This window comes from Streptococcus mitis, assembly GCF_003942775.1.
GTDB classification, from domain to species: Bacteria; Bacillota; Bacilli; order Lactobacillales; family Streptococcaceae; genus Streptococcus; species Streptococcus mitis_CN.
This window is the reverse complement of sequence record NZ_RJNX01000002.1, coordinates 188,402-206,317: the sequence shown is the minus strand read 5'-3', so window position 1 is coordinate 206,317 and position 17,916 is coordinate 188,402. Positions and strand designations below refer to the sequence as shown.

General features: G+C 41.0%; 32 protein-coding genes. All 32 read right to left on the bottom strand.

What is annotated here, in order from left to right:
• Positions 1-4: 4 nt before the first annotated feature.
• The 32 genes from D8848_RS03585 to nrdD all read right to left on the bottom strand — a co-directional run bounded on the left by D8848_RS03585 (position 5) and on the right by nrdD (position 17,823).
• Entirely contained in the window at positions 5-940 is a 936-nt protein-coding gene (locus D8848_RS03585) for a DNA-directed RNA polymerase subunit alpha (RefSeq protein WP_000568988.1), read from the bottom strand.
• Positions 941-982: 42 nt separating this feature from the next.
• Positions 983-1,366 (bottom strand): 30S ribosomal protein S11, encoded by a 384-nt coding sequence (rpsK, locus tag D8848_RS03580; protein ID WP_001118385.1) that lies wholly within the window; start codon positions 1,364-1,366, stop codon positions 983-985.
• Between the two features lie 17 nt (positions 1,367-1,383).
• A complete protein-coding gene (gene rpsM, locus D8848_RS03575; protein WP_125443308.1) occupies positions 1,384-1,749 on the bottom strand; it encodes a 30S ribosomal protein S13 in 366 nt (121 codons plus the stop codon).
• A gap of 17 nt (positions 1,750-1,766) precedes the next feature.
• Positions 1,767-1,883 carry a 50S ribosomal protein L36 gene (gene rpmJ / locus D8848_RS03570; protein WP_001808836.1) on the bottom strand — a complete coding sequence of 39 codons (117 nt, stop codon included), beginning with the start codon at positions 1,881-1,883 and terminating at the stop codon, positions 1,767-1,769.
• 24 nt (positions 1,884-1,907) lie between these two features.
• Positions 1,908-2,126 (bottom strand): translation initiation factor IF-1, encoded by a 219-nt coding sequence (infA, locus tag D8848_RS03565; protein ID WP_001029883.1) that lies wholly within the window; start codon positions 2,124-2,126, stop codon positions 1,908-1,910.
• 116 nt (positions 2,127-2,242) lie between these two features.
• Complete coding sequence (locus D8848_RS03560; RefSeq protein WP_001050436.1) at positions 2,243-2,881, bottom strand: adenylate kinase; 639 nt, start codon at positions 2,879-2,881, stop codon at positions 2,243-2,245.
• Between the two features lie 149 nt (positions 2,882-3,030).
• Positions 3,031-4,341: a preprotein translocase subunit SecY gene (gene secY / locus D8848_RS03555; protein WP_000465403.1), complete on the bottom strand. Its 1,311-nt coding sequence runs from the start codon at positions 4,339-4,341 to the stop codon at positions 3,031-3,033.
• A 12-nt stretch (positions 4,342-4,353) separates the two neighbouring features.
• Positions 4,354-4,794, bottom strand: a complete 441-nt coding sequence (gene rplO, locus D8848_RS03550; protein WP_125443307.1) for a 50S ribosomal protein L15 — start codon at positions 4,792-4,794, stop codon at positions 4,354-4,356.
• 144 nt (positions 4,795-4,938) lie between these two features.
• On the bottom strand, positions 4,939-5,121 hold the full coding sequence (rpmD, locus tag D8848_RS03545) for a 50S ribosomal protein L30 (RefSeq protein WP_000057241.1): 183 nt from the start codon (positions 5,119-5,121) through the stop codon (positions 4,939-4,941).
• Positions 5,122-5,134: 13 nt separating this feature from the next.
• Positions 5,135-5,629, bottom strand: a complete 495-nt coding sequence (gene rpsE / locus D8848_RS03540; protein ID WP_000874202.1) for a 30S ribosomal protein S5 — start codon at positions 5,627-5,629, stop codon at positions 5,135-5,137.
• Positions 5,630-5,646: 17 nt separating this feature from the next.
• Positions 5,647-6,003, bottom strand: coding sequence for a 50S ribosomal protein L18 (gene rplR, locus D8848_RS03535; RefSeq protein ID WP_000624044.1), 357 nt, complete (start codon positions 6,001-6,003; stop codon positions 5,647-5,649).
• Positions 6,004-6,086: 83 nt separating this feature from the next.
• Entirely contained in the window at positions 6,087-6,623 is a 537-nt protein-coding gene (gene rplF, locus D8848_RS03530) for a 50S ribosomal protein L6 (protein WP_000086624.1), read from the bottom strand.
• A 188-nt stretch (positions 6,624-6,811) separates the two neighbouring features.
• Positions 6,812-7,210, bottom strand: coding sequence for a 30S ribosomal protein S8 (gene rpsH, locus D8848_RS03525; RefSeq protein WP_000245504.1), 399 nt, complete (start codon positions 7,208-7,210; stop codon positions 6,812-6,814).
• A gap of 181 nt (positions 7,211-7,391) precedes the next feature.
• Positions 7,392-7,577, bottom strand: coding sequence for a type Z 30S ribosomal protein S14 (locus D8848_RS03520; protein WP_001085697.1), 186 nt, complete (start codon positions 7,575-7,577; stop codon positions 7,392-7,394).
• Between the two features lie 17 nt (positions 7,578-7,594).
• Positions 7,595-8,137 carry a 50S ribosomal protein L5 gene (gene rplE, locus D8848_RS03515; RefSeq protein WP_000013542.1) on the bottom strand — a complete coding sequence of 181 codons (543 nt, stop codon included), beginning with the start codon at positions 8,135-8,137 and terminating at the stop codon, positions 7,595-7,597.
• 23 nt (positions 8,138-8,160) lie between these two features.
• Positions 8,161-8,466: a 50S ribosomal protein L24 gene (gene rplX / locus D8848_RS03510; protein WP_000497691.1), complete on the bottom strand. Its 306-nt coding sequence runs from the start codon at positions 8,464-8,466 to the stop codon at positions 8,161-8,163.
• A 78-nt stretch (positions 8,467-8,544) separates the two neighbouring features.
• Positions 8,545-8,913, bottom strand: a complete 369-nt coding sequence (rplN, locus tag D8848_RS03505) for a 50S ribosomal protein L14 (RefSeq protein ID WP_000616545.1) — start codon at positions 8,911-8,913, stop codon at positions 8,545-8,547.
• 25 nt (positions 8,914-8,938) lie between these two features.
• Positions 8,939-9,199 carry a 30S ribosomal protein S17 gene (gene rpsQ, locus D8848_RS03500; protein ID WP_000440801.1) on the bottom strand — a complete coding sequence of 87 codons (261 nt, stop codon included), beginning with the start codon at positions 9,197-9,199 and terminating at the stop codon, positions 8,939-8,941.
• Positions 9,200-9,223: 24 nt separating this feature from the next.
• On the bottom strand, positions 9,224-9,430 hold the full coding sequence (gene rpmC, locus D8848_RS03495; RefSeq protein ID WP_000772918.1) for a 50S ribosomal protein L29: 207 nt from the start codon (positions 9,428-9,430) through the stop codon (positions 9,224-9,226).
• Positions 9,431-9,439: 9 nt separating this feature from the next.
• Entirely contained in the window at positions 9,440-9,853 is a 414-nt protein-coding gene (gene rplP / locus D8848_RS03490) for a 50S ribosomal protein L16 (protein ID WP_000960946.1), read from the bottom strand.
• 3 nt (positions 9,854-9,856) lie between these two features.
• Positions 9,857-10,510: a 30S ribosomal protein S3 gene (gene rpsC, locus D8848_RS03485; RefSeq protein WP_000529936.1), complete on the bottom strand. Its 654-nt coding sequence runs from the start codon at positions 10,508-10,510 to the stop codon at positions 9,857-9,859.
• A gap of 12 nt (positions 10,511-10,522) precedes the next feature.
• Positions 10,523-10,867: a 50S ribosomal protein L22 gene (rplV, locus tag D8848_RS03480; RefSeq protein WP_000818137.1), complete on the bottom strand. Its 345-nt coding sequence runs from the start codon at positions 10,865-10,867 to the stop codon at positions 10,523-10,525.
• An 11-nt stretch (positions 10,868-10,878) separates the two neighbouring features.
• Positions 10,879-11,160 (bottom strand): 30S ribosomal protein S19, encoded by a 282-nt coding sequence (gene rpsS, locus D8848_RS03475; protein ID WP_000533766.1) that lies wholly within the window; start codon positions 11,158-11,160, stop codon positions 10,879-10,881.
• Positions 11,161-11,263: 103 nt separating this feature from the next.
• Positions 11,264-12,097: a 50S ribosomal protein L2 gene (gene rplB, locus D8848_RS03470; protein ID WP_084926327.1), complete on the bottom strand. Its 834-nt coding sequence runs from the start codon at positions 12,095-12,097 to the stop codon at positions 11,264-11,266.
• Between the two features lie 17 nt (positions 12,098-12,114).
• Positions 12,115-12,411, bottom strand: a complete 297-nt coding sequence (locus tag D8848_RS03465; RefSeq protein ID WP_001055347.1) for a 50S ribosomal protein L23 — start codon at positions 12,409-12,411, stop codon at positions 12,115-12,117.
• On the bottom strand, positions 12,411-13,034 hold the full coding sequence (gene rplD, locus D8848_RS03460) for a 50S ribosomal protein L4 (RefSeq protein ID WP_000024547.1): 624 nt from the start codon (positions 13,032-13,034) through the stop codon (positions 12,411-12,413). The genes D8848_RS03465 and rplD overlap by 1 nt, the downstream gene beginning before the upstream one ends.
• Before the next feature lie 24 nt (positions 13,035-13,058).
• Complete coding sequence (gene rplC, locus D8848_RS03455) at positions 13,059-13,685, bottom strand: 50S ribosomal protein L3 (RefSeq protein WP_084926326.1); 627 nt, start codon at positions 13,683-13,685, stop codon at positions 13,059-13,061.
• 82 nt (positions 13,686-13,767) lie between these two features.
• Positions 13,768-14,076 carry a 30S ribosomal protein S10 gene (rpsJ, locus tag D8848_RS03450; protein ID WP_001284513.1) on the bottom strand — a complete coding sequence of 103 codons (309 nt, stop codon included), beginning with the start codon at positions 14,074-14,076 and terminating at the stop codon, positions 13,768-13,770.
• A gap of 254 nt (positions 14,077-14,330) precedes the next feature.
• Positions 14,331-14,921, bottom strand: a complete 591-nt coding sequence (nrdG, locus tag D8848_RS03445; RefSeq protein ID WP_084930662.1) for an anaerobic ribonucleoside-triphosphate reductase activating protein — start codon at positions 14,919-14,921, stop codon at positions 14,331-14,333.
• The gene (locus D8848_RS03440) at positions 14,914-15,420 is read right to left on the bottom strand and encodes a GNAT family N-acetyltransferase (protein ID WP_125443306.1); all 507 of its coding nucleotides are present in this window, start codon (positions 15,418-15,420) and stop codon (positions 14,914-14,916) included. The genes nrdG and D8848_RS03440 overlap by 8 nt, the downstream gene beginning before the upstream one ends.
• A 43-nt stretch (positions 15,421-15,463) precedes the next feature.
• Positions 15,464-15,604 (bottom strand): hypothetical protein, encoded by a 141-nt coding sequence (locus tag D8848_RS03435; RefSeq protein WP_000521618.1) that lies wholly within the window; start codon positions 15,602-15,604, stop codon positions 15,464-15,466.
• 11 nt (positions 15,605-15,615) lie between these two features.
• Positions 15,616-17,823 (bottom strand): anaerobic ribonucleoside-triphosphate reductase, encoded by a 2,208-nt coding sequence (nrdD, locus tag D8848_RS03430; RefSeq protein WP_185756844.1) that lies wholly within the window; start codon positions 17,821-17,823, stop codon positions 15,616-15,618.
• Positions 17,824-17,916: the final 93 nt, after the last annotated feature.

Genomic DNA, 17,916 nt, shown 5'->3' with positions numbered 1-17,916 from the left:
TCCTTTATTTATCTTTTAATCCAAGACCCAAATCAATGAGTTTGAGTTTCACTTCTTCCAAACTCTTGCGTCCAAGATTTCGTACTTTCATCATCTCTGCTTCAGATTTTTCTGTCAAATCATGCACAGTATTAATACCGGCACGTTTCAAACAGTTGTATGAACGCACAGACAAGTCCAGTTCCTCAATCGTACGATCCAAAATACGGTCGTCAGATTCAGTATCAGCTTCTTTCATCACTTCAGTTGACTTAGCAATCTCAGTAAGATTTGTAAACAAATCAAGATGTTCTGTCAAAATACGTGCTGAAAGCCCTAAAGCATCTTCTGGAATAATTGTTCCATTTGTCAAGATTTCAAGGGTTAATTTGTCAAATCCATCATTGCTACCTACACGAGCAGGTTCCACTTGATAGTTGACTTTTGTAACTGGTGTATAAATAGAATCTACAGCAAGTGTTCCAACTGGTGCATTATCTTTTTTATTTTCATCAGCAGGTACATATCCACGACCACTGTTAACAGTCATAGTCGCTTTTAGCGAAGAACCTTCACCGATTGTAAAGAGATAATGATCTGGATTTACAATTTCAATATCGCTATCTGTCAAAATGTCACCAGCTGTTACTTCAGCAGGACCTTCAACATCTAGTTCGATGATTTTTTCGTCTTCAACGTACGATTTCACTGCAATTCCTTTAATGTTCAGAATGATTTGCATCACGTCTTCACGAACACCTGGAACTGTGTCAAACTCATGTAACACACCATCAATATTGATAGATGTCACAGCTGCTCCTGGTAGAGAAGCTAGAAGTACACGACGAAGAGAGTTACCAAGAGTTGTACCGTAGCCACGTTCAAGTGGTTCGATTACAAACTTGCCATAATCTTTATTTTCATCAATTTTTGTTATATTTGGTTTTTCAAACTCGATCATTTAGTTACTCCCTCTTAAACGAAAAGCAGTGTAATGCGATGATTATACACGGCGACGTTTTGGAGGACGAGCACCATTGTGTGGCACTGGAGTCACATCACGAATTGCTGTTACTTCAAGACCAGCGGCAGCAAGCGCACGAATAGCTGACTCACGACCAGAACCTGGACCTTTTACAGTAACTTCAACTGATTTAAGACCGTGTTCTTGTGCAGATTTAGCAGCAGCTTCAGAAGCCATTTGAGCAGCGAATGGTGTAGATTTACGAGAACCTTTGAAACCAAGAGCACCAGCTGATGACCAAGCAATTGCATTACCATGCACATCAGTAATCATAACAATAGTGTTATTAAATGTAGCGTGAATATGAGCAATACCAGATTCGATATTCTTTTTCACACGACGTTTACGTGTTGGTTTAGCCAAGACTTTTACCTCCTATATTATTTTTTCTTACCAGCAATCGCAACAGCTTTACCTTTACGAGTGCGAGCGTTGTTTTTAGTGTTTTGTCCACGGACAGGAAGTCCACGACGGTGACGGATACCACGGTATGAACCGATTTCCATCAAACGTTTGATGTTCAAGTTTACTTCACGACGAAGGTCACCTTCAACTTTGATTGCATCCACTTCACGACGGATAGCATCTTCTTGATCTGATGTAAGATTACGTACACGAACATCTTCTGAGATTCCAGCAGCAGCCAAAATTTTCTTAGATGTTGCAAGTCCGATACCATAAACATAAGTCAATGAGATTACTACGCGTTTGTCATTTGGAATGTCAACTCCAGCAATACGAGCCATGTTTTCTCCTTTCTATCTTATCCTTGACGTTGTTTGTGTTTTGGATTTGCTGGGCAAATTACCATAACACGACCATTACGACGAATAACTTTACAGTATTCGCAAATTGGTTTGACCGATGGTCTTACTTTCATTTCTTATCCCTCCAAGTTTTTCGATTATTTAAAGCGGTAAGTGATACGTCCACGTGTCAAGTCATATGGACTCATTTCGACAGTAACACGATCTCCCGCTAAAATACGAATATAGTTTTTACGAATTTTACCAGAAACTGTTGCTAAAATCTGATGTCCATTTTCAAGTTCAACCGTAAACATTGCATTCGGCATTGTATCAACTACTTTGCCTTCAACTTCAATCACATCGTCTTTTGCCACGCAAAAGCACCTCCATAAATTTCGATTCGATGCCTCTAGACACAGAGACAACAATTATAAGTCAGACTATCTCAGTATAACATTTGTAGCGGATTTTTGCAAGTGTGAAAAACGCTTTATTTCAAATTTGTCAATACTTTTTCGATATCTGAGAAGACATCATTGATATCTTGATTACCTTCGATGTCATGAACCAAACCTTTGGCACGGTAGTGAGCAATGATTGGTTCTCCTTGAGCAATATTCACATCCAAACGACGTTTTACTGTCTCAGGCTTATCATCTTCACGTTGGTAGTAATCTTCTTCTTTATAGTCAACTGGTGGGTTAAAGACCTTATGGAAAGTTTCTCCAGTTACGCGGTGGATGATACGACCACTCAAACGTTCCAAGAGGCTGTCTGGATTCACTTCGATGTTGATAACACCTTCTAGTTCGATGCCAAGTTCAGCCAATGTTTTGTCCAAGGCATGAGCTTGTTCGATTGTACGTGGGTAACCATCCAACAAGAATCCTGTTTCTTTAATATCATCTTGTGAAAGACGTTCTTTTACGATTCCATTTGTAACTTCGTCAGGAACCAATTCACCCTTGTCAATGTATGACTTAGCAAGAACACCCATTTCAGTTTGATTTGCCATTGCAGCGCGGAACATATCACCAGTTGAGATATGTGCAACATGGAATTGTTCTACGATTTTTGCTGCTTGAGTTCCCTTACCTGCACCAGGTAAGCCCATAATCAAAAGATTCATGATTTGATCTCCTTATTTTATTTTTAAATAGAAGTAAAAAGTATTTTTACCCCTATTTAAAAACAAAATAGAAGAGGGGAGACCAAACTCTCACAAATGTTAGAGTTAAACCTCCACTCCCTCAGCATTTACTGATTCCGTAAATGCTTTTATTCTGTTCTGTCCATGAAACCAACATACTTACGTTTCAATAGGTAACCTTCCAATTGTTTGATCCCTTCAATACCTGTAGAGATAATGATCAAAAGACTTGTTCCTCCAAAAGCAACTGCTTCTGAAAGTCCGAAAACATCTTTTGCTACAATCGGTAAAATGGAAATCACACCAAGGAAGAGGGAACCAACTGTTGCAAGACGACGAAGAAGTTTAGACATATATTCTTCTGTACCTTTACCAGGACGAACTCCATGGATATAGGCACCGCTCTTTTGTAGGTTTTCTGCCGCTTTTTCAGGATTAATCTGCACAAACGTATAGAAGAATGTAAAGAGAATAATCAACAAAGCATACATGGCGATACCAGTTGGTGAAGTTGTTGCCAGCATTTCTTGTGCTGTTCTTACCCAAGCCCAATCATGACCTGTAGCGCTCAAAAACTGAAGAATAGCCGCTGGCGCTGCAGTAATCGAACTTGCAAAGATAACAGGGATAACTCCAGCAGGGTTTACCTTCAAAGGAAGGTAAGAGCTAGATGGAGCACCTTGTGCAACCTTAGTATATTGGATTGGAATTTTGTATTCTGCTTGTTGAACATAAGTTGTAAAATAAATGATCAACAATACAGTAATAATCAAAATAATTACGAAAATGATAGATGAGTTGATACGGCTACTTGGGACGTTCACAAAGTAGTCCACATAGATGCCCTGAATCATCTCTGGAATTGAGGCAACAATCCCAGCAAAGATAATCATAGAAACACCATTTCCGTATCCCTTATCTGTAATTTGCTCTCCCAACCACGTCACAATCATGCTACCAGCTGTTAAGATGATACCAATCATGATAAAGACTTGTGGAGTAAGAGCTGTTTTCAACAATTGAGCTCCAGCCAAAGTATTAAAACCAGCAGTAATCCCGATAGATTGCACAAAGGCTAGAACAAGAGCAATATAACGAGTAGCTTGATTTAATTTTCTTCGACCTACTTCCCCTTGTTTACCCCACTCTACAAACTTGGGTAAAATATCCATTTGCAAGAGTTGGACAACGATAGAGGCCGTAATGTAGGGACTAACACCAAGAGCAAAAACTGAGAAGTTTTTCATGGCATTCCCTGAGACCAAGCTCAACATGTTTAAGAAGGATAATCCACTTAAAGCATTCAAGCTATTGGCATTCACACCAGGAACTGTAATGCTAGTTCCGATACGAAAGACCAAAACGATAAAAATTGTAAATAAAATTTTTGATCGAACTTGCTTGACTTTAAGAGCTTCTCTTAATAATTTAAAAAACATAGGTCACCTCTCTTAGATGACTTCTACTGAACCACCTTTAGCAGTGATAGCTTCTTCAGCTGATTTAGAGAATTTAGCTGCTTTCACAGTCAATTTCTTAGTCAACTCACCGTTACCAAGAATTTTAATACCTGATTTTTCAGCTTTAACAATTCCTGCTTCGATAAGAACAACTGGAGTAACTTCAGCACCATCTTCAAAGACGTTCAATTGGTCAAGGTTCACAATTGCGTATTCTTTAGCGTTGATGTTAGTGAATCCACGTTTTGGAAGACGACGGAACAATGGAGTTTGTCCACCTTCAAAACCAAGGCGAACTCCGCCACCGCTACGAGCTTTTTGACCTTTTTGACCACGACCAGATGTTTTACCGTTACCTGATGAAGTACCACGACCAACGCGGTTACGTACTTTACGAGAACCTTCTGTAGGTTTCAATTCATGAAGTTTCATTTTTATTTTCTCCTCTTTTGTAAAATGCTAGCGCCGATAAGGGAGAAAAGGTTGTCTCCCCCATCAACTCGCCTATACGACGTCATCATAGATGACTATATCTAGTTTTAGGGGATGGTATAGTGCACATCCCCTAAAAATTCATTAGTTTACTTCTTCAACTGTTACCAAGTGAGATACTGCTGTGATCATACCACGGATAGCAGCGTTGTCTTCTTTAATAACAGAGCTGTTCAATTTGCCAAGTCCAAGTGCTACAACAGTTTTACGTTGTGATGGAATGCGTCCGATTGGAGACTTAGTCAAAGTAATTTTAATTTGAGCCATTTTATCCCCTTTCTTATGCCAAATCAGAAACTGAAATACCACGAAGGGCAGCAACTTCTTCAGCGCGTTTCAATTGTTTCAAACCTTCAACAGTTGCACGAACAATGTTGATTGGAGTGTTAGAACCAAGTGATTTAGATGTAATATCTGCCACACCTGCCAATTCCACAACGGCACGAACTGCACCACCAGCGGCAACTCCAGAACCTTCTACAGCAGGTTTCAACAATACTTTAGCTCCACCGAATTCTGAAAGAACTTCGTGTGGGATTGTTGTTCCAACCATAGGAACTTCGATCAAGTTTTTCTTAGCATCATCTACTGCTTTACGGATTGCTTCTGGAACTTCTTGAGCTTTACCAGTACCAAATCCTACGCGACCGTTGTGGTCACCAACAACAACAAGAGCTGCGAAACGAAGACGACGTCCACCTTTAACAACTTTTGTAACACGGTTGACAGCAACTACGCGTTCTTCTAATTCAACTGCATTGTCTTTAAATGCCATTTTCTAGTGTCCTCCTATTAGAATTTCAATCCGTTTTCACGAGCTGCATCAGCCAAAGCTTTCACACGTCCGTGATATAGATATCCACCGCGGTCGAACACCACTTCTGAAATACCTTTAGCGTTTGCACGTTCTGCAACGAGTTTACCGACAGCAACGGCTTGTTCAGTTTTAGTTCCTTTTGAAACTTCTTTGTCAAGAGTTGAAGCACTTGCGAGCGTTACACCCGCTACGTCATCAATCACTTGAGCGTAGATGCCTGTATTAGAACGGAATACGTTCAAACGTGGGCGATCAGCAGTTCCAGAGAGTTTTCCGCGAACGCGACGGTGGCGTTTTTGGCGGAGTTTGTTTTTATCTGGTTTTGAAATCACAGTTTTCACCTCTTTAGTTTTAAATCGTGTGCTATGCACAAAGTTGGAAAATAGGTTGGTGGTTGAGACTCAACCACTCAACATTATTTACCTGTTTTACCTTCTTTACGGCGAACGAATTCACCAACGTAACGGATACCTTTACCTTTATATGGTTCTGGTGAACGAAGGCTACGTACGTAAGCAGCTGTTTGACCAACTACTTCTTTTGAAATCCCGCTAACAACGATTGTTGTTGGGTTTGGAAGTTCAAAAGTAATTCCTTCTGGAGCTTCAACTTCGTCTGGATGAGATTTACCAACAGCCAAAACAAGTTTAGATCCTTGAAGTTGTGCACGGTAACCAACCCCGCGCATTTCAAGTTCTTTCTTGAATCCTTCTGATACACCAATAACCATGTTGTTCAAAAGGGCACGAGTAGTTCCGTGGATAGTTTTCATTTCTTTTGAATCGTTTGGACGGTGAAGAGTTACTTCAGTACCTTCCACACGGATTTCAATATCTTTTGAGAACTCACGAGTAAGTTCTCCTTTAGGTCCTTTTACAGTTACAACGTTGTCATTGTTAGTGATTTCTACACCAGCAGGCAACACGATAACTTTATTACCAATACGTGACATGTTTATTTTCTCCTGTTAGATTGTCAGGCCTAAACGGCCAGTTTTCACGGGGTTAAATCGATTCCTCGATTTAAAGGAACATTTAGGTTTCAATTTCAAAGTGAATCTAGGCATCGTCTCGCAGTCATAACTTTGGGTTAGGCAAGAGACGATAACGAAGAGTCACAAAGAAATTGGGGGGCTAAATATTACCAAACGTAAGCGATAACCTCACCACCAACATTCTTTTGGCGTGCTTCTTTATCAGTAAGCAAACCTTCAGAAGTTGAAAGGATAGCAATTCCAAGTCCGTTAAGAACTTTTGGAAGGTCTTCACGTTTTTTGTAGACACGAAGTCCTGGTTTAGAAACACGTTTCAAGTTAGTGATAACTTTTTCACCGTTTGGTCCGTATTTAAGGAATACACGGATGATGCCTTGTTTGTCATCTTCGATGATTTCAACGTTTTTTACAAAACCTTCGCGTTTAAGGATTTCAGCAATCCCTTTTTTGATGTTAGATGCAGGTACTTCAAGTACTTCGTGTTTAGCTTGGTTAGCGTTACGAATACGAGTTAGGAAGTCTGCGATTGGGTCAGTCATAACCATTTTGTTTTTCTCCTCTTACTAGTAGTTTGCAAGTTGCACTTGCTAGTTAATGATTGAGCTAGGCTCAGAATATGTTTTCTAGGTTTCAATTCCTAAGTGAGTCTAGGCATCTGCTTGCAGGCATAACTTGAGTTAGGCAAAAGCAGATAACGACGAATCACGACGAGATTGAAAGCTAGAATTACCAAGATGCTTTTGTTACACCAGGGATTTGTCCTTTGTAAGCTAATTCACGGAAGCAAACACGGCAAAGTTTAAATTTGCGGTAAACTGAATGTGGACGACCACATTTTTCACAACGAGTATAAGCTTGAGTAGAGAACTTCGCTGGACGTTTGTTCTTAGCAATCATTGATTTTTTAGCCATTAGATTTACCTCCTATATTATTTTGCAAAAGGCATTCCAAGGCCTGTAAGCAATGCACGTGACTCTTCGTCAGTGTTAGCAGTTGTTACGATAACGATGTCAAGACCACGAGTTTTGTCAACGTCATCAAAGTTGATTTCTGGGAAGATCAATTGTTCTTTCACACCAAGTGTGTAGTTTCCGCGTCCATCAAATGATTTTGTTGGAACACCGTGGAAGTCACGTACACGTGGAAGTGAAACTGAAACCAATTTATCCAAGAATTCGTACATACGTTCACCACGAAGGGTAACTTTTGCACCGATCGCAACACCTTCACGAAGACGGAAGCCGGCGATTGATTTTTTAGCTTTAGTGATAAGTGGTTTTTGACCTGAGATAAGTGCCAATTCTTCAGCAGCTTTTTCAAGGCTTTTAGCGTTTGATACAGCTTCACCAACACCCATGTTCAAAACGATCTTATCTACTTTAGGCACAGCCATCACTGATGAGTAGTTGAATTGTTCTGTCAAAGCAGGAACTACTTCATTAAGATATTTTTCTTTTAAACGATTTGCCATTATACTTCTCCTTTCCTTCGTGATTAATCAAGCACTTCGCCTGATTTTTTGTTGTAGCGAACTTTTTTACCGTCTACAAATTTGTAACCAACACGACCAGCTACACCATTTTTGTCCAATACTTGAACGTTTGATACGTGGATAGCTGCTTCTTTCTCGATGATACCACCTTGAGGAAGCTCGTTAGTTGGACGTTGGTGTTTCTTAACGATGTTAACACCTTCAACGATAACTTTGTTTACTTTTGGAAGGGCAGTAAGGACAACAGCTTCTGTTCCCTTATCTTTACCAGCGATTACGCGAACTTTGTCGCCTTTTTTTACAAACATTAGGTTTCTCCTTGATTTTTCTTACGCCCATAAGGGCACCCTGGAGGTAAATCCAGGGGACTAGTTTGTTTCTAAAAATTAAAGTACTTCTGGAGCAAGTGACACGATCTTCATGAAGCCACCTTCACGCAATTCACGTGCAACTGGGCCAAAGATACGTGTTCCGCGAGGAGTTTTGTCTTCACGGATGATAACTGCTGCGTTTTCGTCAAATTTGATGTATGAACCATCAGCACGACGAGCACCTGATTTAGTACGAACGATAACTGCTTTAACAACGTCACCTTTTTTAACCGCACCACCAGGAGTAGCTTGTTTTACAGATGCCACGATAACATCACCGATGTTTGCAAATTTACGTCCTGAACCACCAAGAACTTTGATAGTCAAGATTTCGCGAGCACCGCTGTTGTCTGCGACTTTCAAACGAGTTTCTGTTTGAATCATTTCAGTTTTCTCCTTTCAGGTTTGATTAGATGATGACCGCTTCTTCAACAACTTCTACAAGACGGAAACGTTTTGTAGCTGAAAGCGGACGAGTTTCCATGATACGTACGATATCGCCTTCTTTGGCAACATTGTTTTCATCATGAGCTTTGTATTTTTTAGAGTAGTTAATACGTTTACCATAGACTGGGTGGTTACGTTTTGTTTCAACTACAACTGTGATTGTCTTGTCCATTTTGTCAGATACAACACGTCCAACAAGAACTTTACGATTATTGCGTTCCATTGAAATTTCTCCTTCCCTAGTCTATTATTTCGCTTCAGATTGAACTGTTTTGATACGAGCGATTTGTTTTTTAACTTCTTTCAAGCGAGCTGTTTGTTCCAATTGACCAGTAGCAGCTTGGAAACGAAGTTCAAACAATTCTTTTTTCAATTCGTTTTCGCGCTTCGCGAGTTCTTCTTGAGAAAGACCACGAAGTTCTTTAACAAATTCTTTTACTTCATTAAGTTTCATGCCTTCTCCTTATTCTGCTTCACGTTTTACGAATTTACATTTAACTGGCAATTTGTGGCTAGCAAGACGAAGCGCTTCGCGAGCGATCTCTTCAGATACACCAGCGATTTCGAACATCACTTTACCACGTTTAACTGGTGCTACCCAACCTTCAGGTGCCCCTTTACCAGATCCCATACGCACACCGATAGCTTTAGCAGTGTATGATTTGTGTGGGAAGATTTTAATCCAAACTTTACCACCACGTTTCATGTAACGAGTCATGGCGATACGAGCAGCTTCGATTTGGCGGTTAGTAATCCAGTGGCTAGTTGTAGCTTGAAGACCGTATTCACCGAATGCTACTTCTTTTCCACCTTTTGCTTCACCGCGCATTTTTCCACGGAATTCACGACGGTGTTTAACACGTTTAGGTACTAACATTGGTTATTTACCTCCTTTAGTGTTTTTGCGAGCTGGAAGAACTTCACCACGGTAGATCCATACTTTAACACCAAGTTTACCGTATGTAGTATCTGCTTCTTCCCAAGCGTAATCGATATCTGCACGAAGTGTGTGAAGTGGAACAGTTCCTTCAGAGTATCCTTCAGCACGGGCGATATCTGCACCGTTCAAACGACCTGATACTTGAGTTTTGATTCCTTTAGCTCCAGCACGCATTGCACGTTGGATTGCTTGTTTTTGTGCACGACGGAAAGCAACACGTTGCTCCAATTGACGAGCAATTCCTTCACCTACAAGGTGAGCATCCAAATCAGGTTGTTTGATTTCGATGATGTTGATGTGTACTTGTTTTCCAGTCAATTTGTTAAGTTTTGCACGGAGTGCATCAACGTTAGCACCACCTTTACCGATAACCATACCTGGTTTAGCAGTGTGAAGTGAAACGTTAACTTTGTTTACTGCGCGTTCGATTTCGATAGTTGAAACTGCTGCGTCAGCAAGTTCTTTTTGAACGAATTTACGGATTGCAAGATCTTCATGAAGGTAATCCGCGTATTCTTTTTCAGCATACCATTTGGCATCCCAATCACGGATGATGCCGACACGCATACCAATTGGATGTACTTTTTGACCCACGATTTTACCTCCTTATTTTTCTGCAACAGCTACAGTGATGTGAGCTGTACGTTTATTGATTGGTGAAGCTGAACCTTTCGCACGTGGACGGAAACGTTTCATGGTTGGTCCTTCGTTTGCGAATGCTTCAGATACTACCAAGTTAGCTTTATCCAAACCAAAGTTATTTTCAGCGTTAGCTACAGCTGAGTTCAAAACTTTCAAGATGATTTCAGCAGCTTTGTTTGGAGTGAATGTCAAGATTGCGATTGCATCGGCTACGCTTTTACCACGGATGTTATCAAGAACAAGACGTGATTTACGAGGTGAAACACGTACTGTACGAGCCATTGCTTTAGCTGAAGTAATTTCTGCCATTTATGTTCTCCTTATTTTCTACGTGTTTTCTTGTCGTCTGCAGCGTGACCTTTGTAAGTACGAGTTGGTGCAAATTCACCAAGTTTGTGACCTACCATGTCTTCTTGGATGTAAACAGGTACATGTTTACGTCCGTCATAAACTGCAATAGTGTAACCAATGAAACTTGGGAAGATCGTTGAACGACGTGACCAAGTTTTAATAACTTTTTTCTTTTCGTCGTTAGCTTGAGCTTCAACTTTTTTCATCAAATGCTCATCGACGAAAGGTCCTTTTTTAAGACTGCGTCCCATTTTTATATTTTCTCCTTTAAATGTTGTACCACAGCGGCTTGCGCTCCTATGGAGCGCTACCGAGCTGGCGGATTTACTAGTTGCTTAAGCGACTAGTTTAATATTATTTCTCGTTGCGACGACGAACGATAAGTTTGTCAGATTTCGCTTTCTTGTTACGAGTTTTAAGACCAAGAGCAGGTTTGCCCCATGGAGTAGATGGTGCTTTACGACCAACTGGTGCTTTACCTTCACCACCACCATGTGGGTGATCGTTAGGGTTCATTACAGAACCACGAACTGTTGGGCGGATACCTTTCCAACGGCTACGTCCTGCTTTACCAAGGTTTACAAGTCCATGTTGTTCGTTTCCGACAACACCAACTGTAGCACGGCAAGTTCCAAGAATCATACGAACTTCACCTGATTGAAGACGAACAAGAACGTATTTACCTTCAGAACCCAATACTTGAGCAGATGCACCAGCAGCACGTACCAATTCACCACCACGACCTGGTTTCAACTCGATGTTGTGGATCAAAGTACCAACTGGGATGTTAGCAAGTGGAAGAGCGTTTCCGACTTTGATATCTGCTTCTGGACCTGAAACGATACGTTGACCTACTTCAAGACCCTTTGGAGCGATGATGTACGCTTTCACACCGTCAGTGTAGTGTACAAGAGCGATGTTTGCAGAACGGTTTGGATCGTACTCGATTGTTTTAACAACTGCTTCAACGTTGTCTTTGTTACGTTTGAAGTCAACCAAACGGTAGAAACGTTTGTGTCCACCACCTTGGTGACGAACTGTGATACGACCGTTGTTATTACGACCAGCCTTGCTCTTCAATGCAACAAGCAATGATCTTTCAGGAGTGCTTGTTGTGATTTCAGCGAAATCCAAAGAAGTCATATTACGGCGACCGTTTGTTGTTGGTTTATAAACACGAATTCCCACGATATTTCCTCCTTAGATTATTCAGCTTCAGCAGCAAACAACTCGATTGCTTTTGAATCAGCTGTAAGTGTGATGATAGCTTTTTTAGTTTTGTTAGTAAAACCAGTGTAACGTCCAACACGTTTAGCTTTTGGTTTTACGTTGATTGTGTTAACGTTGGCAACTTTAACACCTTCGAAAGCAGCTTCAACAGCTTGCTTGATCAAAAGTTTGTGTGCACGAGTGTCAACTTCAAATACATATTTTCCTGCTTCAAGTTGAGCCATTGAGCTTTCAGTGATGACAGGTTTTTTGATAACATCATACAAATTCATTATGCAAGAACCTCCTCGATTTTAGAGATAGCTGCTTGAGTAACAAGAAGTTTGTCACTATTTGCGATGTCAAGAACACTTGCAGTTGTAGCAGTCGCAACTTTCACGTTTGGAAGGTTACGAGCTGAGAGAGCTGCGAATTCGTTTCCTTCTTCAAGAATAACAAGGACTTTAGAATCGATGCTCAAAGCTGCAAGAACTTTTGCAAATTCAGCAGTTTTTGGAGCTGTGAATTCAAGAGAATCAACGGCTACAAATTTATTTTCAGCAACTTTTTCTGAGTAAACAGATTTAAGCGCAAGGCGACGAACTTTTTGAGGAAGTTTGTACGCATAGCTACGTGGAGTTGGTCCGAAGACGATTCCACCACCACGCCATTGTGGAGAGCGGATAGAACCTTGACGAGCACGTCCAGTTCCTTTTTGACGCCATGGTTTGCGTCCGCCACCTGAAACAGCTGAGCGGTTTTTAACTGCGTGAGTTCCTTGACGAAGGCTAGCACGTTGGCTGATGATCACATCAAACACAACAGATTCATTTGGTTCGATACCAAAGATTGCATCATTAAGAACAACTTCGCCCGCTTGTTTACCAGTTTGGTCGAATAATGTTACATTTGCCATTTTGACTGTATTCCCCTTTCCTTATTATTTACCAGCTTTAACTGCTGATTTGATAGTGATAAGAGATTTCTTAGCACCTGGTACGTTACCTTTGATAAGGATAACGTTCTTTTCTGGAACAACTTGTACAACTTCAAGGTTTTGAATTGTTACACGGTCGCCACCCATACGTCCTGCAAGGTTTTTACCTTTGAATACGCGGTTAGGTGCAACAGGTCCCATAGAACCTGGACGACGGTGGTAACGAGAACCGTGAGCCATTGGTCCACGTGATTGTCCGTGGCGTTTGATAACACCTTGGAAACCTTTACCTTTAGAAGTACCAGTTACGTCAACAACGTCTCCAACTGCGAATGTTTCAACTGTGATTTCAGCACCAACTTCCAAGCCTTCAACGTTTTTGAATTCACGAATGAAGCGCTTAGGAGCCGTGTTAGCTTTCGCTACATGTCCTTTAGCAGGTTTGTTGCTCAATACTTCGCGTTTGTCATCGAAACCAACTTGGATAGCGTTGTATCCGTCTGTTTCAACAGTTTTAACTTGAAGAACAACGTTTGGAGTTGCTTCAATAACTGTTACAGGGATCAATTCGCCAGCTTCAGTGAAGATTTGAGTCATTCCCACTTTTTTCCCTAAGATTCCTTTTGTCATGAGAAAATAGTTCCTTTTCTATATTTTTTATTCAAAAAGTTTTTAACGAGCGTTTTTTATGCTCAAGGTATCAAGCTTTAGATTAAAGTTTGATTTCTACGTTTACACCACTTGGAAGATCCAATTTCATCAAAGCATCAACTGTTTTTTGAGTTGGGTTAACGATATCGATCAAACGTTTGTGTGTACGCATTTCAAATTGTTCGCGAGAATCTTTATATTTGTGAGTCGCACGAATGATTGTGTAGAGGCTACGTTCAGTTGGAAGCGGGATTGGACCCGCAACTTGCGCACCTGTACGAGTAGCTGATTCTACGATTTTTGCAGCCGCTGTGTCAAGCGTACGGTGTTCGTAAGCTTTCAAACGGATACGGATTTTTTTGTTTGCCATCTTTTTCTCCTTTTCGTCTATTTAAGATAATAGGCTAGCTCCACAAGAAAACCGACGCGGTGTTGCGTGGCAATGCAACCGAGCGTGTCGCAACCTCTTGCATCAAAGCTAAGGCTGTAATTTACAGCACCATAATAGAATAACACAAAGCCCCTGCGATTGCAAGGGATTTGTTGCTGTTTTTTTAAAATTTTTAACATGAAAATGTTTTCTTTTTTGGTGGGTCATTTATTTAAGTATTTTATGGAAGAAAGTTACTCTCTCTTCACCTGTTCATAGCTTTCTTTTCCGTCATTAAGCTTGTCCCAAATCACTACTTGCCCACTTTTGAGAGATTTTTGCACATCGATAATTCGTTGATTGGAAGAACCTCGAAACTGGAGCATGAGATTTCTCTTAGTTCGATCGTATCGTCCATCGACAAGAATGTCAATCAATGATAAGAGTTCCAGTTTATCTGGTGTCTCCAGCATCATTTCTTCCCAGGTGTAGCCCGTCCAGGACCAGATGTCTTTACCTGGCAATTCCTTTCGGATGCGTTTAACGAGTGGCAAGAGAATACCCGTATTGAGAAAGGGTTCTCCTCCCAACAAAGTCAAGCCTTGAACATAGGGCTGAGCAAGATCTGCCATGATCTGTTTTTCTAGCTCTGCAGTGTATGGAATGCCCGCATTAAAAGACCAAGTCGCAACATTATAACATCCCTCGCAGTGAAACATACAGCCTGATACATAGAGAGAATTACGCACGCCTTCTCCATCTACAAAGTTAAAGGCCTTGTAGTCGATGATACGCCCTTGACTGAGTTCCTCGCTTTTCCATTCTTGTGGTTTTGGATTATTCATTCGCTACCTCTATCCAATAACGCTCGACTCCATTACGAGCATCCTCAAATATTCCACCATTTGCTAGAATGACTGCTCTGCTAGCAGGATTATTCACGCTACAGGTCACAAGAGCTTTCTTGATGTTCTTTTCCTTAGCAACTTGCAAGCCCTGACGGAGAGTTTCCTTAGCATAACCTTTGCCTCTTTCTGATGGACGAATGGAGTAGCCAATGTGGCCACCTTCTTCTAGTAAAAAGTTACTGAGACGCAACCGGAGATTAAGAAATCCAATTGCTTTACCTTTCACAGAAAAAGCTACTAACTGAATTGCGGGAACCCATCCTTCAGTCAAATTAATCCCCATTTCCTGATTCTGATTACTTTCCAACCATTCCTCATAAGAAAAATTTTCTGTATCCCAGAAACCACCGTCGTGAAGCGACTGATATTTTTCAAATTCCTCCATCATGTCTATAACAGCCTTCTTATCTACTATTGTCGGTCTGCGTAATTCCATCCTTACCTCCCACTAAGAGAAAAGCGAGAGCTGACTCTCACTTTTATTTTTTCTTATTCTTGTTTAAAAATTGTTCTCTGAGGTTGAGCAAGCGTTCTTTCTTACCAGCTCCACCTTTAGAGTGTTTCTCGTGATAACGGGTCACTTGTGCGCGCCCCTTATCATCTAATTGATATTTTCCCATTTCATTTCTTTCTAATTTGTTACTTGATGTCCAGCTATTTTAATCGTTGAGCCATTCATATGTTTGACACGCGCAGCGATTTCCTTGTGACGGCCGTTGACCATAGGTCTTGCTTGAGGATTACCTAGATAGCCACAAGTTCGTTTGACCACATCTACTGTTTTAGGGTCGCTATTGCCACAGTTTGGACAAGCAAATCCTCTTTCAGTTGGTTCAAAATCCCCTTCAAAGTCACACTTGTAGCAACGGTCAATCGGAGTATTAGTGCCTAGATAACCTACACGGTCGTAGGCATAGTCCCAAACAGCTTCCAGAGCCTTAGGATTTTGCTGAAGGACTGGATACTCACAATAATGGATAAAACCACCTGACGCACCTGCTTCTGGATAGACTTTCTCAAAGTCTAATTTTTCAAACGGTGTTGGATTTTTACGAACATCATAATGGAAAGAATTGGTGTAGTATTCCTTGTCTGTGATGTCAGGAATAGAGCCAAACTTCTCTGTATCTAGTCGGCAGAAACGGTCTGTCAAACTTTCAGATGGTGTTGAATAAATTGAGAAATGATAACCATATTGGTCTGACCACTCTTCTACACGGCGTTTCATATCACGAATGATATCCAGCGTGAATTCCTTGGCGGCTGGATTGTGTTCCCAGCTATTACCAAAGAAAACTGTCGCTACTTCATACAAACCGATATAGCCTAGCGAAACTGTGGCACGACGATTCTTAAAGAGCTGGTCAACACTTTCTTCTTTACCTAGACGATGACCAAAAGCACCGTATTGATACAGGATAGGAGCATTTGCTGGTGTTGCTTCCTTGGTTCGTTCGACACGATAAACCAGAGCATCTTCCGCAATGTTCATTCGCTCGTTGAAGATTTCCCAGAACTTATTCATATCACCTTCAGACTCAAGAGCAATACGAGGCAGGTTAACCGTCACAACACCCAGATTCATGCGACCTGAATTGACCTCGACACCATTTTCATCCTTCCACCCTTGAAGAAACGAACGGCAACCCATAGGAACCTTAAAAGAACCTGTCAACTCAACAATCTTATCATAAGACAAGACGTCTGGATACATCCGCTTGGTTGCACACTCTAGAGCCAACTGCTTGATGTCATAGTTTGGAGTCCCTTCTTCCAAGTTAAGGCCTCTTTTCAGAGTAAAAATAAGTTTAGGGAAGATGGCTGTTCGATGTTCTGAACCAAGGCCCTTGATTCGGATGTTCAAGATAGCTTTTTGAATTTCACGCTCAAAACGATTGGTTCCCAGACCAAAACCTAGCGAAGTAAAAGGTGTTTGTCCATTTGAAGTGAAGAGAGTGTTGATTTCATACTCGAGAGATTGCATGGCATCATAGATGTCCTTTTGCGTTTTCTTCCAAGCGTAATCTTCCCGTTTTTCAGGCAATACCCACTCTTCTGCATCTTTGAGGTGTTTTTGGTAATTCTTCTCTGCATAAGGCGCCAAGACTTCATCGATACGGTCAGCTGAACAACCTCCGTACTGGCTAGAAGCAACGTTGGCGATGATTTGCGAAATCTGAGCTGTTGCAGTCTGAATAGACTTGGGACTCTCTACCTCTGCATTTCCAATCTTAAAACCATTTTCCAACATCCCCTTGAAATCAATCAAACAGCAGTTGGTCATAGGTGTATAGGGACTATAGTCCAAATCGTGATAGTGGATATCCCCTTTTTGGTGGGCATTGGCTACGTGCTTAGGAAGCATTTGCAGTCCGATTGATTTCCCAACAATACCCGCTGTCAAATCACGCTGGGTATTAAAGACATCGCTGTCTTTATTTGCATTTTCATTGACAACTGCCTGGTCTTTGTTGAGAAGTTTATGGATACTAAAGTTGATATCTGTCGCTTTTGATCTCTCAAAATCCCTCTGTGTCCGATAAGTGATATACTCCTCAGCCAAGGCATATTCTTTTGCTTCAAGGAGTTCATGTTCTACGATATTTTGAATTTCGTAAATCTTAACCCCCTTTGGAAAACGACTATGAATTTCTGTGACAATTCGCTCAGTCAGAGCATTGAGGCGTTTTTCGACCAAGGGTGTCACATCCATAACCTTGTCAGCCGCCTTGTGGAGAGCCTTGTCAATCTTGTCCACATCAAATACAACACGTCTCCCATCTCGTTTCTCGACGAAGAGAGTTGGCAAAATTGTAATTTTTTCTTCTAGTGCAATCATATACATGCTCGTTTCTAAAATGTTCTTTCTAAAAAGTATTATACCACTCTAAAAAGAAAAATCAATATCTTGTGTTAAAAATCCTAAAATTTT